This is a genomic window from Streptomyces sp. CB01580 (assembly GCF_001905795.1).
Classification (GTDB): domain Bacteria; phylum Actinomycetota; class Actinomycetes; order Streptomycetales; family Streptomycetaceae; genus Streptomyces.
Genome location: NZ_LIXJ01000003.1, coordinates 604,516 through 620,498, shown reverse-complemented (window position 1 = coordinate 620,498; position 15,983 = coordinate 604,516). Strand labels below are relative to the sequence as shown.

Here is a 15,983-nt window from a genome sequence, read left to right as displayed (position 1 = left end):
GCCGCACCTCTGGCGAACGGGGGAGCGGCAGTCCCGTACGCCGTCCGCGCGGGCGGCGTACGGGTGGCATGCCCGCCGTGCGCCGAGGAGTTGACCGGCGGAGCACGGGACACCACGGGAGGAACCGGCGTGGCACGTCCAGGAATGGCCGGAGACGGTCCCGGCCGTCGGTGTGCACGTCCTGGTGGGCGTCGTCATCGGGCTGGAGGGCCTCGGCGTTCCGTGAGCGGGCTGCGGTGACGGACCCAGGGCGGGCGGCGGATCGCCCACCGCCCGGCGGATTCCGGCCCGAGCCCCCGGTCGTCCCCTCGGGTCATCGCCCGGCGCTGTCCTCGTGCGCACGGCGGTGCGCCTTCGCCAGTCCGACGTAGCCCGCCGCGTTGAACCTGATGCCCTCGCGTTCCTCCTCGGTCAACTGCCGCTTGACCTTGGCGGGCACTCCCGCGACCAGGGAGCCCGGCGGCACCTGCATCCCCTGCGGCACCAGCGCCTGCGCCGCGATCAGCGAACCCGCCCCGATGCGGGCGCCGTTGAGGACCGTGGCCCCCATGCCGACCAGGACGTCGTCCTCGACGACGCAGCCGTGGAGCACCGCGTTGTGCCCGACCGAGACACGCTCGCCGACGGTGACGGCGAAGCCGGGGTCGGTGTGGACGCTGCAGTTGTCCTGGACGTTGCTGTCCGCGCCCACCACGATGGGGCCGCAGTCGGCGCGCAGGACGGCGTGGTACCAGACGCTGGAGCCCGCCGCCAGCGTGACATCGCCGATCACGACGGACGTCGGCGCGGTGAAGGCGTCCGCGTCGACCTCCGGTTCCTTGCCGCCGATTCCCGTCGCCAACGCCTGCTCTGCCATCGCCCGTTCCTCCGTGCTCAGCCGGTGCGCGTTCCCGGATGTCCGATCGCGTCGGAGGAACGCTATGCGACCGGCGACGGACCGTCCCCGAGTGGGGTGAACATCACAGGTGCTCGCGGCGATCGGGCCGCACGCCGCCGACTACCGTGTGCGGGTGCCGAATAACAGGAACACGTTCTCCCCTCTCGCCGCCTGGCGGCGGCGCGTCCTCTCCCGCGCCGTCCACCACGGCTGGCGCCGGGTGCGGGAGTGGGGCGCGGTCACCGCGGAGCACCCCGGTGGACTGCGGTTCGGCCGGATCGGCGACGGGACCCGGCTGGCCTTTCCGCAGGGCACCGTCTTCGGCGAGAAGTGGATCGAACTGGGCGCCCACTGCGTGATAGGCGAACAGGTCACGCTCACCGCGGGACTCATGCCCGATCTGGACCTGGGACCCGAACCGATCCTGACCCTCGGCGACGGTGTGGTGCTCGGCAGGGGAAGCCATGTCGTCGCCGACACCCGGGTCACCATCGGCTCCGACACGTACTGCGGACCGTACGTCTACATCACGTCCACCAACCACAGCTACGACGATCCGCACGAGCCGATCGGCCGGCAGTGGCCCCGCATGGAGCCGGTCGCCATAGGACCCGGCTGCTGGATCGGCACCGGATCGGTGATACTCCCGGGGGCCACCCTCGGACGCAACGTGGTGGTGGCCGCGGGCGCCGTCGTACGCGGCCACGTGCCCGACCACGCGGTGGTGGCCGGGGCCCCCGCCCGTGTCGTGCGCAGCTGGGACCCGGAGAAGGGCTGGCAGCCGCCGCTGCGCACCCCCGCACCGGTGCCGATCCCGGCGGACGCCACCCCCGAGCAGCTGCTCGCGCTGGCGGAGCCCGGCGAGACCCCCGGCCCGCCCGTCGGCTGAGGACGGCCGGACCGGACGGCGCAGTACAGTGCCGTGCATCGTCGGTCGCGCCGCACCGCGGTGCCGCCGTCGTCGGCCCTCGTCCCCGGAGTCCTGGACGGAACGTGTCTGACCTCGATCGGCTCACCCAGTCGCTGGCCCGCAACCTCAAGCGCTGGCGAAGCGAACGCGGCTTCACCCTGGACGCCCTGGCCGCCCGCGCCGGGGTCAGCCGCGGCATGATCATCCAGATCGAGCAGGCCCGCACCAACCCGAGTGTCGGTACGACGGTGAAGCTGGCCGATGCGCTGGGGGTCGGGATCACCACGCTGCTGGACCACGAACCGGTGCCGCCGGTCCGCCTCGTGCGCGGGGACCGGGCGGTACGCATGTGGTCGACGCCGGCGGGGAGTTCCGCCGTCCTGCGCGTCGGCACGGAGGCCCGGGGACCGCTCGAACTGTGGACGTGGCGCCTGATGCCCGGCGACAGCCGCACCTTTGACCCGCACCCGGAGGGCGCCGTCGAACTGCTCCACGTCACGGCGGGCGAGCTCACCCTCGTCGTCGACGGCACCCCGTACGCCCTACCCGCCGGTGTCTCCGCCACGTTCGAGGCGCACCACGCGCACACCTACCGCAACGACGGCATCGAACCGGCCGAGGCCACCATGGCGGTCTCCATCCCGCCCGCGCGCTGAACGCCGCGTCCGTCAGCCGTCCGTGCGGCACGGCGCACGGTCCGCGACACCGGCACGGAGCGAGGGCAGACGGCGGGCCGCGAAATCGACGGCGGCGTCCAGGCGGAAGAGCAGGCTCGTCGACGAACCGACCGGACCGCTCCGTACCCCCGCACCACCGTCCGCGCACGCGAACTCGGCTCCCAGCACGGCGAAATCGCCGTCGTCCAGCGCGACGTCCTCGTACTCCCACCACTGGCGCCGCCCTCCGGACCCCACCACGCAGCGGTAGCGGCGACGGGGCGGGGACGGCATCCGATACTCGCCCAGGTGGAACGCGGTGCAGGTGTCGAACCCGGTGCCCAGCAGCAGCACCTGGGCGCGCAGCTCGTGGAGACGGGCCAGCGGGGAGTCCTCGCCGAGGTGGCAGTCGGGACGGTGGCCCGCCGTCAGCTCCCCGGCCTGGGGGCCGAGCGCGGTGAAGGACGTCTGAGGATGGTCGCTGCGCACCGCCCCCTCGGTGAGCCGTACGGTCTCCGGGAGCAGGCCCATCGACGGCGCGGCCGTCGTCGCCGGGTCGAAGGCGGGCATCCGCGCCCGCAGGGCCTCCCGCTCCCGGTCGGTCAGACCGCGCACCCGGTCGAGGTACTGCGGAGAGGTGTCCGAGTTCTCCGGGGTGAAGGACGGGACGACGAGCGTGCCGCCCTCGCCGAGCGCGTCCCGCAACGCTCCCACCACCGCCCGGACGCCGCCGCTCACCGGGCCCACCGCACGCATCGAGGCATGGACCATCAGGACGCGGCCCCGCGCCACTCCCAGCTCGGACAGTTGCTTCGCGAGCCCCGCTCGGGAGTGGGGGGCGGTCGGCGACGGCACAGTGGTCACAGCCCGTCATTCTCCCAGCCGCCCACCGATGTGCACACCACGCACATCCGGACGGGGGACGGGCCGCCACGACCGCACGTGCCGGGCGCCGCACGGCAGGCGGCCGTTGGAGACAGGCCCTAACCGCGCAGCGCGGGGATCTCGATCGCGGGGCAGCGGTCCATGATCATGTCGAGCCCGGCCGCGCGCGTGCGTTCGTACGCCTCGGTGTCGATCACGCCGAGCTGGAACCAGACCGCCTTCGCGCCGATCGCCACCGCCTCGTCGGCCACGCCGCCCGCCAGCCCGCTGTTGACGAAGACGTCCACCACGTCCACCGGGAACGGGATGTCCGCCAGCGAGGCGTACCCCTGCTCGCCGTGGACCGGCTCCGCCTTCGGATGCACCGGGACCACCCGCTTGCCGAAGCGCTGAAGCACCTCGGCGACACGATGGGCCGCCCGCGACGGGTTGTCGGAGAGGCCGACCACGGCCCAGGTGTCGCCCGTGTCCAGAAGAATCCTGCGGATCGTCTCCGAGTCTGCGTACATGACCGGGACAACGGACGGCGGTCTCCGGCTGTTCCCGGAAGGGGCATAGGCTGGCCGGATGCAGGAGCAGTACCGGACCGTCGCCCGCGCGGGCGTGCACGAGACCGAGATCAACCGGTCACGTTTCATCTGCGCGCTCGCCCCCGCCGCCACCGAACAGGAGGCGCAGGACTTCGTCGCACGCGTACGCGCCGAGCACCCCACCGCCACCCACCACTGCTTCGCCTACGTGATCGGCGCCGATGCGTCCGTGCAGAAGGCCGGCGACGACGGAGAACCGGGCGGCACCGCCGGTGTCCCGATGCTGCAGATGCTGACCCGCCGGGAGATGCGCTACGTCGTCGCCGTCGTCACCCGCTACTACGGGGGCGTGAAACTCGGAGCGGGGGGCCTGATCCGGGCGTACGGGGGAGTGGTCGGCGAGGCCCTCGACTCCCTCGGCACCATCACCCGGCAGCGGTTCCGCCTCGCCACGATCACCATCGGGCATCAGCGGGCCGGCAGGCTGGAGAACGATCTGCGGGCCACCGGCCGGTCCGTGCGCGAGGTCCGGTACGCGGAGGCCGTCGTCATCGAGGTCGGACTGCCCGACTCCGACGTGGAATCGTTCCGCGGCTGGCTCGCCGATGCGACGGCGGGCGAGGCCCGGCTGGAACTCGGCGGCGAGGCGTACGGGGACGCGTGACGTAGGCGCCCGGCGGGGCGTACGGGGACGCGTGACGCAGGCGCCCGGCGGGGAGGACCGGCCGGGACGGCTCGCCGGGGCGTCCGTCCCGACGGCCTCGCGCACGCGACGTCCCGGTGCGGGGGCACGGGCGGGAGCCCGTCGGCCGCATCGGACAATGGGGCCATGACCCGGCTTCTGACCAACAGCGATCTCCTGGCCGTGCTCGAACCGGACGCCTGTCTGGAGGCCCTGCGCGACGGCTTCCGCCGGGCCGGTGCCTCCACCGTCGCCGGTCGGCGGATCCGTACGGACCTCCCGTTCCCGGGCACGGCGACGGCCCTGATGCCCGGACTGCTGCCGGGCGTCGACGCGTACACCGTCAAGGTCAACGCCAAGTTCCCGGGCGCCCGGCCCGCGCTGCGCGGTGTGATCTGCCTGCACAGCGGACGGGACGGCGAACTCCTCGCCCTGCTCGACTCCGCCACCGTCACGGCCTGGCGGACCGGCCTCGCCGCGGCCCTCGGCACCCATGTCCTCGCCGCACCCGATCCGGCGGGCGAAGCGGTGCTCGGCGTCGTCGGAGCGGGCGCGCAGGCCGAGATCATGGTCCGTGGCGTTCGGAGCCTGCGCGAATTCCGCGACCTGGTGGTGCACGACACCGACCCGGAGCGCGCGGCAGGCTTCGCCGGCCGGCACCGGGGCCGTGTCCTCGGCTCGGCGGCCGAGGTCGCCGCCGCCGCGGACGTCGTCCTGCTCGCCACCTGGTCGCGGACCCCGCTGCTGGGCCTCGCCGACACCCGTCCCGGCCAGCACTTCACCACACTCGGTGCCGACGAGCCCGGCAAACAGGAACTCTCCGCCGACCTGCTCGGCTCCGCCCTCCTCGTCGTCGACGACCGCGAACTCGCCGCGACCGCGGGAGCCCTGGCCGTGGCGGGACTGCCGCCCGACGCCGTGCACGCCACGCTCGGCGAACTGCTCGACGGCACCCGTCCCGGCCGCGTCCCGGACACCGCACGCTCCGTATACGCACCCGTCGGGCTCCCCTGGCAGGACCTGGCCGTCGCCTGGGCCGCCTACCGGCAGGCGGAACGGCTCGGCGTCGGGACGCCGGTCGATCTTCTCGGCTGAAGGCGCCGTGGGCGGCCGATGCCGGTGGGACACTGTGAGCGGTGAGAACAGTGTGCTCACCGGTACGGAAGCGGTCGCGGCGGGCGATCGGCGCGGATCACGAAGCCGCGTCGGCAGGCGGGCCGATCGTGGTGTGCGCCGGGCGCGGAACCGGACGCGGGGGCGGAGGAAGAAGATGACGCAGGGCGGAGCCGACACGTGAGAATTCTGCACACATCGGACTGGCACCTGGGCCGGTCCTTCCACCGGGTCTCCCTGCTCGAAGCCCAGGCGGCCCACCTGGACCACCTGGTGGCCACGGTGCACGAGCACGAGGTGGACGCGGTCGTCGTGGCGGGTGACGTGTACGACCGGGCCGTGCCCCCGCTGTCCGCCGTCGAGCTCTTCGACGACGCGCTGCACCGGCTCGCCGCCGCCGGGGTGCCCACCGTGATGATCTCCGGGAACCACGACTCGGCGCGCAGGCTCGGTGTCGGCGCCGGGCTGATCGGGCGGGCCGGAATCCATCTGCGGACCGACCCCGCCCACTGCGCCACCCCCGTCGTCCTGCGCGACACCCACGGCGACGTGGCGTTCTACGGACTGCCCTATCTGGAACCCGCCCTGGTCAAGGACGTCCTCGGGGCGGAGCGCGCCGGACACGAGGCGGTGCTGGGCGCCGCCATGGAACGGGTGCGCGCCGACCTCGCCGAACGGCCCGGAGGCACCAGGTCCGTCGTGCTCGCCCACGCCTTCGTCGCGGGCGGGGAACCCAGCGACAGCGAACGCGACATCACCGTCGGCGGGGTCGCCGCCGTACCCGCCGGAGTCTTCCACGGCGTCGACTACGTGGCGCTCGGACACCTCCACGGCTGCCAGACCGTCACCGAGCGGATCCGCTACTCCGGTTCACCGCTCGCCTACTCCTTCTCCGAGGCCACCCACCGCAAGACGATGTGGCTCGTCGACCTCGACGCCTCGGGCGGCATCACCGCCGAACGCGTCGACTGCCCGGTGCCCCGACCGCTCGCCAGACTCCGCGGCCGACTCGACTCCCTCCTCGACGACCCCGCGCTGGAACGCCACCGGGACTCCTGGGTCGAGGCCACGCTCACCGACCCGGTGCGCCCCACCGAACCGATGGCCCGACTCGCCGGACGCTTCCCCCACACCCTCAGTCTCGTGTTCGACCCCGACCGGGCCCCCGACGACCCGCTCGCCTCGTACGCACAGCGCCTCCAGGGGCGCGACGATCAGCAGATCGCGGAGGACTTCGTGGCACACGTGCGCGGCGGTGCGGCGGCGGACGAGCGGGAACGCGCCGTGCTGCGCGGTGCCTTCGACCACGTCCGGGTGGACGACACGCTGCGCGAGGTGAACCGGTGAGGCTGCACAGGCTCACGCTCACGGCCTTCGGGCCGTTCGGCGGCACCCAGCACATCGACTTCGACACGCTCTCCTCGGCCGGGCTCTTCCTGCTGCACGGGCCGACCGGCGCAGGGAAGACCTCGGTCCTCGACGCCGTGTGCTACGCCCTGTACGGCTCGGTGCCCGGCGTCCGCCAGACCCCCGGCGGCTCGCTGCGCAGCGACCACGCCCCGGTGGACGTACCCACCGAGGTGACTCTCGACCTGACCGTCGGCGGCCGGCGCCTCGAAGTCACCCGGCGTCCGGCCCAGCCCCGCCCCAAGAAGAAGGGCGACGGCTTCACGACGGAGAAGGCGCAGAGCCGCCTGCGCGAGTACGAGCCGGACGGCGGCCGACGGTCGCTCAGCCGCTCGCACCAGGAGATCGGCGAGGAGATCACGCAGCTGATCGGGATGAGCCGCGACCAGTTCTGCCAGGTGGTGCTCCTGCCGCAGGGCGACTTCGCGCGCTTTCTGAGGGCCGACGCCGAGGCGCGGGGCAAACTGCTCGGCAGGCTCTTCGACACCCGTCGCTTCGCCGCCGTCGAGGACCGGCTCGCCGAGCTCCGCCGTGCCGCCGAGGCCCAGGTCAGGGCCGGGGACGAACGCGTCCTCGCAACCGCTCAGCGGATCGCCCAGGCCGCCGGTCCGGCCGCGCGCGAGGCGGTGCTCCCCGGCCTCCGGCCCGGTGACCCCGGGCTCGCCGCGAGCGTGCTGGAGTGGGCCGCGCAGGCCCGTAGCGGCGCCCGGGAACGGCTCGACATCGCCGCGTCCGTGCTGGCCCTCGCCGAGGGCCGACAGGAGTCCGCACGTCTGGCCCTCGACGCCGAACGCGAACGTGCCGCGCTCCAGCAGCGGTACGAGGAGACCCGGCGCCGCGCCGCCGCGCTCGAAACCGGCCGTCCCGACCACGACCGGCGCCGTGAACGGCTCGCCCGCGCCCGCAAGGCGGACCAGGTCGCCCCCGCCCTGGAACTGCGCGAGGAGGCCGAGCGCGCCTACCACGCCGCCCGGGAGGCCCGGGACCGCGCCCGCGCGCCGCTGCCCGCCTCCTTCGCCGAGGCGGGCGCCGAACAACTGGCCGAACTGGAGCGCGGGCTCCGTCAGGAACTCGGCGGACTGGACGCCGCGAAGCGCGCCGAGCGGCGCAGCGCGGAGATCGACGCGGAACGTGCCGGGCTGGAGCGACAGGCCCGGGCGGACGACGAGCTGATCCAGGAGGCGAAGGGCTGGCTGGCCGGCTGGGAGGCGGCCCGGCACGCCCTGCGGGCCCGGATCGAGGAGGCCCAGGAGGCGGCGACCCGCGCGGAACAGCTCGCGGGACGGCTGGAACCCGTTCGGGCCCGGTGGGAGGCGGCCCGGCGACGCGACGCGCTCGCCCTGGAGGTGTCGGCCGCCGTCGAGCGGCTGGCCATGGCCCGGGAGCGCGCCGTCGGTGCCCACGAGTCCTGGCTGGAGCTGCGCGAACGGCGTCTGCGCGACATCGCCGCGGAACTGGCCGCGGAACTGGTGGACGGCGAGCACTGCACGGTGTGCGGATCGAGGGACCACCCCGCCCCCGCGCGCGCGAGCGACGGCCATGTCGACCGGGCCGCCGAGGAACGGGCCCTGGACGCCCACCGGCGGGCCGAGGACGTGCGCACCCGGGCCGACCGGGAGCTGGGGATCCTGCGCGAGCAGCACCTGACGGCCCGGACCGCGGCGCGGTCGGCCGTGCCGCAGCCGAGGGACGGAGCGGATGCCGTCGAACGGGCCGGTGCCGGGCGCGTCGCCGGGGCCGCGGGTGCGGAGCCGGCCGTGCCGGGGGCCCCGGTGGGCGACGGGGCGCTGGCACGGACGACGCCGTCCCCCTCCGAGCCCGCCGTGGAACCCGCCGCCGATCCCTCCGTCGCCGAACTCGCCGAACTCGTCGAGGGGCTGACCGACCGGCACGCCGAGGCGCACCGGACCGCCGCCGGGACGCACGCGGCGCGCGAGGCACTGGCGGCCGCCGAGCGGGAACACTCCGAGCGGCTGGAAGGGCTGCGGTCGGCCGAGCGCCGGGTCGCGGCCCGGACTTCTCTGCGGGAGGGGCTGGACCGGGAACAGGCTTCGCTGGAAGCCGATTTGGCGGTCGCGCGGGGCGACCGCGCCAGCGTCGCCGAGCACGCGGAGCTGCTGGAGCGAAGGGCCGGGCTGCTCGCCGCGGCCGCCATGGCGGTACGCGAGGAGGAGGCGGCCGCACAGCGTCGCAAGGAGGCCGACGGCCGACTCGCCGACGCCGCGTTCCGGGCCGGGTTCGACACCCCGCAGGACGCCGCCGCGAGCCTGCTGACCGACGCCGAACAGCGTGAACTCCAGCGGCTGACCGATGCCTGGCAGTCGGAGTCCGCCGCCGTCACCGACCGCCTCGCCGAGACCGCGGCCCGTACCGCCGCCGACGGGCCGCCGGCCGCGGTGGACGCCGCGCGGGCCGTTTGCGATGCCGCCGAGCGGCTGCTGCGGGAGGCGTCGGCCGCGCTGTCCGCCGCACGGGAGCGCTGTGCCGAACTGGCCCGGCTGTCGCGCGCTGCCACGAACGGGGTGCGCGAGCTCGGCCCGCTGCGCGAGGAGTACGACCGGGTGGCACGGCTGGCCGCGCTCACCGCCGGTACCTCGGCGGACAACGAGCGCAAGATGCGGCTGGAATCCTACGTACTGGCCGCACGGCTCGAACAGGTCGCCGCCGCGGCCACCGCGCGGCTGGAACGCATGTCGTCCGGCCGGTACACCCTGGTCCATTCCGACGCCCGGACCGGAAGCCGCAGGTCCGGTCTCGGTCTGCACGTGGTCGACGCCTGGACCGGCCGCGAACGCGACACGGCGACGCTCTCGGGAGGCGAGACGTTCTTCGCCTCGCTGGCTCTCGCGCTCGGCCTCGCCGATGTCGTCACCGACGAGGCGGGCGGCGTACGGCTGGACACGCTCTTCATCGACGAGGGCTTCGGCAGCCTGGACGACCAGACGCTCGACGAGGTGCTCGACGTCCTGGACTCGCTGCGCGAACGGGACCGCAGCGTCGGCATCGTCAGCCACGTGGCCGATCTGCGCCGCCGTATCCCCACCCAGCTCGAAGTGGTGAAGGAGCGCGACGGATCGGCGGTACGGCACCGCGCGTCGGGCACGGCCGACGGCTGACGGCTGACGGCGGGCGGCTTTCGACCGCCCGTCTTCGTCACGCCGAAGCCCGCCGTGCGGTCGGCAGCGCCGGGGCCGGTCGTGTGGGGGCGGCCGTGCCGGGGCCGGTCCCACGCCCACGCCGCCCGGCCTCCGGGGACCCGGGTGCCGGCCGACGCGGGCGGACGCGTGCGATCACCCTCTCCCCGCTCCGGCACCGCCGCCCGGCCGCCGGGGAGGAGAGGTTGATCGCACGGTCCCGTCGGAGTCCGAACGTCCGGTCGGAGCCTGGACGGATCCCCGTCCGGTCGGAGCGTGGACGTCCGGTCAGAGCTTGGACAGCTCGTCCACCAGGTCGTCGAGTCCGAGCGGACCCTGCGAGAGCGCGGCCATGTGCCACGCCTTCGCGTCGAACGCGTCGCCGTGCGCCGTGCGCGCGTTCTCCCGGCCGAGCAGCCACGCGCGCTCGCCCAGCTTGTAACCGATGGCCTGCCCCGGCATCGAGAGGTAGCGGGTGAGCTCGCTCTCCACGAAGTCGGCCGGACGGCCGCTGTGGTTGCCGAAGAACTCCTGGGCCAGGTCGGGGGTCCACCGCTCGCCGGGGTGGAACGGGGAGTCCGCGGGGATCTCCATCTCGGCGTGCATGCCGATGTCCACGATCACCCGGCACGCGCGCATCATCTGCGCGTCCAGGTAGCCGAGGCGGCGCTCGGCGTCGGGCAGGAAGCCCAGTTCGTCCATGAGCCGCTCGGCGTACAGCGCCCAGCCCTCGCAGTTGGCGCTGACCTGGCCGATCGACGCCTGGTAGCGGGAGAGGCTGTCGGCGACGTGCGTCCACTGCGCGAGCTGCAGGTGGTGGCCGGGCACACCCTCGTGGTACCAGGTCGAGACCAGGTCGTAGACGGGGAAGCGGGTCTCGCCCATGGTGGGGAGCCAGGTGCGGCCGGGGCGGGAGAAGTCCTCGGACGGGCCCGTGTAGTACGGAGCCGCGGCACCGCCGGGCGGGGCGATGTGGGACTCCACCTTCCGCACCCGTTCGGCGAGTTCGAAATGCGTCCCGTCGAGCGCCTCGATGGCCTCGTCCATCAGGTTCTGGAGCCAGGTCCGGACCTCGTCCACGCCCTCGATGTGCTTGCCGTGGACGTCGAGGTGGGCCAGCGCCTCCCAGGGACCCGCGCCGGGCAGGATCTTCCCGGCCTCCGTCCTCATCTCGGCGAGCAGCCGGTGGTACTCGGACCAGCCGTACGCGTATGCCTCGTCGAGGTCCAGGTCCGTGCCGTTGAAGTAGCGCGACCAGCGCGCGTACCGCTCGCGGCCCACGATGTCCGGCGCACCCTCGACCGCGGGGGCGTACACCTCGCGCATCCAGTCCCGCAGTTCCGCGACCGACTTCGTCGCCCGCGCGGCGGCCTCGTCCAGCTCGGCGCGCAGCGGCGCGGGACCCGCGGCGGCGAACTCCTCGAAGAAGCCCGCCCCGTCGTCACCGGCCCACTCGTCGAGCTGGCCGATGAACGTCGCGGTGGCGCGCGGCCCCCCGTACAGCCCGCGCTCCAGGCCGAGCGCCAGCGACTCGCGGTACCCCTCCAGCGCGGCGGGAACCGCGCGCAGCCGTTCCACGACCGCCGCCCAGTCCTCGTCGGTCTCGGTCGGCGTCACCGTGAACACCTCGCGGATGCTGTGCGCCGGAGAGTGGATGTTGGAGACCGTGCGCAGCCCCTCGTCCGCCTCGTGGACGGCGAGTTCCGCCATGAGGCGCTCGCGGAGCAGACGGCCGCAGCGGCGTTCGGCGTCGGTGTCCGCGCCGGGCAGCCGTTCGGCGGCGTCGAGCCTCGCGAGGGTGGTGCGGGCGAGCTCCGCACGGGCCTCCTGCCCGGCGGGGGAGAAATCGGGGAGGTGCCGCGAACTCGCCGCGACACCTAGGTACGTGCCGGAGATCGGGTCGAGTTCGATGTATGCGTCGACGTAGGCGTCGGCGACCTGGCGGGGCAGTGCGCTGCCGGCAATTTCTGACATGCGGACATCCTCGTACGGCGAGGGCCTCCGCGTCATCAGCATTCGGACCCAGGGTCCTGTTCCCTGCGCTCCGGCTCGGGGACCTGCGCTCCGTGCTCCGGCTCAGGGACCTGTTCCCTGTGCTCCCGCCACCGGCGGCAGCAGCGGTCCGCACTCCCACTGCTGGAAGATCAGCCGGGTCTCGACCCGGGCCACCTCACGCCGTGACGTGAACTCGTCCAGCACCAGACGCTGAAGGTCCGCGGTGTCGGCGACCGCGACATGGACCAGGTAGTCGTCGGGCCCGGTCAGATGGAAGAGCGCGCGGGACTCCGGCAGCGCCCTGATCCGTTCGACGAACGGACCGATCAGCTCCCTGCGGTGCGGGCGCACCTGCACGGAGAGCAGGGCCTCCAGCCCCCGGCCGATCCGCGCCGGGTCGAGGCGCAACCGGTGGCCGAGGATGACCCCGGAACGACGCAATCTGGCCACCCGGTCCAGACAGGTCGACGGGGCGACACCGACCTCGGCGGCCAGTTCGCGGTAGGTGGTCCGGGCATCGTTCTGCAGCAGCCGCAGAATGTGCAGGTCCACCGGGTCGAGAACGACGGATTCGGACATCTGCCGAACGTAGCACGGGACCATCCCGGCAAGTTCCGGGTGATGTTCAGAGTGATGTCATGGACACCGACTCCTTCATGGCGCCCTCGGCGACCCCCCGGTCGCGGGCGCTCGCCACCGAAGCCGTGCACGCGGGCCGTGACGATCTCGCGGCACTCGGCCTGCACACTCCGCCGATCGACCTGTCCACCACCTACCCCTCGTACGACTCCCGGGGCGAGGCCCGGCGGATCGACGCCTTCGCCGCGAACGGCGCCAGGCCCGACGGTCCGCCCGTCTACGCGCGCCTGGACAATCCGACGACCGCCCGGTTCGAGGACGCGCTCGCCCGGCTCGAAGGGGCGGAGAGCGCCGTGTCGTTCGCCAGCGGAATGGCGGCGCTCACCGCCGTGCTGCTGGTCCGGGCGAGCATGGGACTGCGTCACGTGGTCGCCGTCCGTCCGCTCTACGGCTGCAGCGACCATCTCCTCGGCACCGGTCTGCTGGGCACCGAGGTGACCTGGACCGATCCGGCGGGCATCGCCGAGGCGATCCGGCCGGACACGGGTCTGGTGATGGTGGAGACGCCCGCCAACCCCACGCTCGCCGAGGTCGACATCCGGGCGATCGCGCACTCCTGCGGGTCGGTGCCGCTGCTCGTCGACAACACCTTCGCCACGCCCGTGCTCCAGCGGCCGGTGGAGCACGGCGCCCGGATCGTGCTGCACAGCGCCACCAAGTACCTCGGAGGACACGGCGACGTGATGGGCGGCGTCGTCGCCTGCGACGAGGAGTTCGCGGCGCGTCTGCGGCAGGTGCGCTTCGCCACCGGCGGCGTGCTGCACCCGATGGCCGGGTACCTGCTGCTGCGCGGCCTCGCGACGCTCCCGGTGCGGGTGCGGGCGGCCTCCGCCACCGCCGCGGAACTGTCGCGCAGGCTGGCGGCCCACCCGCGCGTCGCCCGGGTCCACTACCCGGAACTGGGCGGGGCGATGGTCTCGTTCGAGGTGCACAACGATCCCCACCGGGTGATCTCGGCCGTACGGCTCATCACCCCGGCGGTCAGCCTCGGCAGCGTCGACACCCTGATCCAGCACCCGGCGTCCATCAGCCACCGCATCGTGGAGGAGGGGGACCGTCAGGCGTCCGGCGTCGGGGACCGGCTCCTGCGCATGTCGGTCGGGCTGGAGGACGTCGAGGACCTGTGGGCCGACCTCTCCCGGGCGCTGGACTGCGACGAGGCGAGTCCCGGTGAACGGGAACCGGCGTCGCGGACGGTCCACGTGTCCGGGATGGTCGGTGCGCCCGGGACGAACGGCGTGTCCGAGGCCGCTTCCGTTTCCGGAGCGGACCGGGGTCCCGGAGCGGTCCGGGCCGTCGGGACAGGCCCGGCCTCGTAAGGGGGCGAGGTCCGGCCCGGCGAGGACGGCCGGGGGCGTGTGGGCGGGGGTCCACACGCCCCCGGCCGTCGCGCGCGTGGCCGGAGCGGGCCGTCGGATCGCCGATCGTGCTCGTCGGTCGGTGCGGGGCTCCCTTCCCCGTGGCCGGCCCGGTGGTCGGTGATGGGCCTGGTGGTCAGTGACCGGCTTGCTCGTACGGCGGCAGCGAACGGGCCGGTGTCGCGTCCAGCCGGGCGGTGATGACGAGCGTGCCTTCCTCGATCTGGTAGTCCAGCGGCAGGGCCAGCGCACGCATGGCCGCGACCATGCCGGTGTTGGAGGCCCGGGTGACCGCGTAGACGTTCTCGCAGCCCGCCTCGACGGCGAGCGCCACCAGTCGGCGAAGCAGCTCGGAACCGATTCCGCGCCGCTGCCAGTCGTCCTCGACGAGCAGGGCGACCTCGGTCTCGTCGCCGTCCCACAGAAGGTGGCCCAGGGCGACCAGGCGTCCCGAGGCGGTCTGCGCGGCCAGGGTGCGGCCGAATCGGGGGCTCAGCAGATGGTCCAGGTAGCGGTCGGCGTCGCGCACCGGGCCGTGATAGCGCAGGGCGAGCGTCCGGTCGGAGCAGCGGTCGTGCATGGCCCGGGCCGCCTCCAGATCGTCCTGGTCGGCACGGCGCACGGTGATCTCGTTGCCCTCGGGGAGCGCGAGCACGTGTTCGGTGCGCGGTACGCGGGGGCCCAGCCGGACGTCCAGTTCCACCAGGGCCCGCGCCCGGGCGAACTCGGTCGGCGTGAACGGCAGATACGGTCGCTCGACGGTGATCGTGCCCCCGGACGGGTCTCGCAGCCGCATCACCGTTTCCTCCAGCACTCCCTCCGTCGGGGGCGTGTCCCTGTTCTGCGCGCGACCGGTGACCGGGACCGGGGGCAGCGAGCGGATCGTGCAGCGGCCCAGCAACTGGCGCAGGGCGAGGGGCAGTTCCGCTGCGTCCAGTGCCGTGCGTGTGGCGAGGCCGAGCACCCGCGTCGGGGTGTCCACCAGGTCGTGGGCGTCGGCCCGCTCGATCCAGGTGGACCCGCCCCCGGCGGCGGAGACGGACCGGCTCAGTTGCCGGGCCCGGAGGGACGCGGGGGCGCGCAGCAGGAACTCGTCGACGGTTCCGCGCGCCAGCGGGTGCGTCTGCAACGTGAGGATGTCGACCCGGTGCCGGGCGAGCGCCAGGCACAGTGCGGCGAGACTCCCCGGTGCGTCCCGCACGGTGGTACGCATCCGCCACAGCACCGTGCCCTCGGCGCCCGGGGCCGACCCGGGTCCCGCCGGCTCGGGCACGATCACCGTCGCCGCGACATCATCGGCGGAGCCGGGCCCGTCCGCGGCCTCGACGCGGTGGCCGGGCGGCCCGTCGGCATCGCCGACGTCGTCGGCGACGATACCGCTCCCGGTCGGCGGGGGAGCGTGACTGTGGCGCCGCGCCCACCAGGTGTGGAACGCCGCGGTCATGGTCAGGGCCACGGCCGAGGCGACCAGGAGATACGGTCCGTCGGGCTGGTGCCCGATCAGGTTGGCGATCGCGTCGGCCACCGCCACGGCGGTGAACAGCGCGGCCGGCTCGATCAGGTCCCGGCGCCAGTGGTGCGGGCGGCGGGAGGTCGTGTTGGATGTCCTGTCGGTCATGAGTTCACTGTGACCGAGCGGTGTTGCCCGATCGCGAACAGTCTGTGACCGATGGGTTAAGTGAGCATCTGACCTCTAACATCCGTTTTGGCGCAAAATCGCCTTGATCAATTGCGGCCCGTCCGGACCGGTGCCGGTCCGGACAGTGTCCGACCACGCTTTGCGCGGTTCGCGCATGC

The 15,983-nt window shown here is 73.8% G+C and carries 13 protein-coding genes; 7 read left to right on the top strand and 6 right to left on the bottom strand.

The window, feature by feature from the left end:
* Window positions 1-313: 313 nt before the first annotated feature.
* Complete coding sequence (locus AMK22_RS07750) at window positions 314-856, bottom strand: gamma carbonic anhydrase family protein (protein WP_073782618.1); 543 nt, start codon at window positions 854-856, stop codon at window positions 314-316.
* 154 nt (window positions 857-1,010) lie between these two features.
* Here AMK22_RS07750 and AMK22_RS07745 point away from each other — a divergent pair, with 154 nt between their 5' ends.
* Both AMK22_RS07745 and AMK22_RS07740 read left to right on the top strand, forming a co-directional pair.
* On the top strand, window positions 1,011-1,766 hold the full coding sequence (locus tag AMK22_RS07745) for an acyltransferase (protein WP_073782877.1): 756 nt from the start codon (window positions 1,011-1,013) through the stop codon (window positions 1,764-1,766).
* A gap of 104 nt (window positions 1,767-1,870) precedes the next feature.
* Window positions 1,871-2,443 carry a helix-turn-helix domain-containing protein gene (locus tag AMK22_RS07740; protein WP_073782616.1) on the top strand — a complete coding sequence of 191 codons (573 nt, stop codon included), beginning with the start codon at window positions 1,871-1,873 and terminating at the stop codon, window positions 2,441-2,443.
* 12 nt (window positions 2,444-2,455) lie between these two features.
* Here the strand turns inward: AMK22_RS07740 and AMK22_RS07735 are convergent, their stop codons facing one another.
* Window positions 2,456-3,307, bottom strand: coding sequence for an aminoglycoside N(3)-acetyltransferase (locus AMK22_RS07735; RefSeq protein ID WP_242433866.1), 852 nt, complete (start codon window positions 3,305-3,307; stop codon window positions 2,456-2,458).
* 119 nt (window positions 3,308-3,426) lie between these two features.
* A complete protein-coding gene (locus AMK22_RS07730) occupies window positions 3,427-3,837 on the bottom strand; it encodes a CoA-binding protein (protein ID WP_073782614.1) in 411 nt (136 codons plus the stop codon).
* 58 nt (window positions 3,838-3,895) lie between these two features.
* Here AMK22_RS07730 and AMK22_RS07725 point away from each other — a divergent pair, with 58 nt between their 5' ends.
* The 4 genes from AMK22_RS07725 (at window position 3,896) to AMK22_RS07710 (ending at window position 10,176) form a co-directional block, all read left to right on the top strand.
* A complete protein-coding gene (locus AMK22_RS07725; RefSeq protein WP_073782611.1) occupies window positions 3,896-4,522 on the top strand; it encodes a YigZ family protein in 627 nt (208 codons plus the stop codon).
* A 165-nt stretch (window positions 4,523-4,687) separates the two neighbouring features.
* Complete coding sequence (locus AMK22_RS07720) at window positions 4,688-5,635, top strand: ornithine cyclodeaminase family protein (protein WP_073782609.1); 948 nt, start codon at window positions 4,688-4,690, stop codon at window positions 5,633-5,635.
* 198 nt (window positions 5,636-5,833) lie between these two features.
* Window positions 5,834-7,000 (top strand): exonuclease SbcCD subunit D, encoded by a 1,167-nt coding sequence (locus tag AMK22_RS07715; protein ID WP_073782607.1) that lies wholly within the window; start codon window positions 5,834-5,836, stop codon window positions 6,998-7,000.
* Window positions 6,997-10,176, top strand: coding sequence for an AAA family ATPase (locus tag AMK22_RS07710; protein ID WP_073782605.1), 3,180 nt, complete (start codon window positions 6,997-6,999; stop codon window positions 10,174-10,176). Before AMK22_RS07715 ends, AMK22_RS07710 begins: the two co-directional genes overlap by 4 nt.
* A gap of 306 nt (window positions 10,177-10,482) precedes the next feature.
* Here AMK22_RS07710 and AMK22_RS07705 read toward each other — a convergent pair whose 3' ends face one another.
* Complete coding sequence (locus tag AMK22_RS07705) at window positions 10,483-12,168, bottom strand: DUF885 domain-containing protein (RefSeq protein ID WP_073782873.1); 1,686 nt, start codon at window positions 12,166-12,168, stop codon at window positions 10,483-10,485.
* 102 nt (window positions 12,169-12,270) lie between these two features.
* Complete coding sequence (locus tag AMK22_RS07700) at window positions 12,271-12,768, bottom strand: Lrp/AsnC family transcriptional regulator (protein WP_073782871.1); 498 nt, start codon at window positions 12,766-12,768, stop codon at window positions 12,271-12,273.
* 59 nt (window positions 12,769-12,827) lie between these two features.
* Between AMK22_RS07700 and AMK22_RS07695 the strand changes: the two genes are divergently transcribed.
* On the top strand, window positions 12,828-14,147 hold the full coding sequence (locus AMK22_RS07695; RefSeq protein WP_079185962.1) for a trans-sulfuration enzyme family protein: 1,320 nt from the start codon (window positions 12,828-12,830) through the stop codon (window positions 14,145-14,147).
* Window positions 14,148-14,322: 175 nt separating this feature from the next.
* Here AMK22_RS07695 and AMK22_RS07690 read toward each other — a convergent pair whose 3' ends face one another.
* Window positions 14,323-15,804 carry a GNAT family N-acetyltransferase gene (locus tag AMK22_RS07690; protein ID WP_073782603.1) on the bottom strand — a complete coding sequence of 494 codons (1,482 nt, stop codon included), beginning with the start codon at window positions 15,802-15,804 and terminating at the stop codon, window positions 14,323-14,325.
* Between the last annotated feature and the right edge of the window lie 179 nt (window positions 15,805-15,983).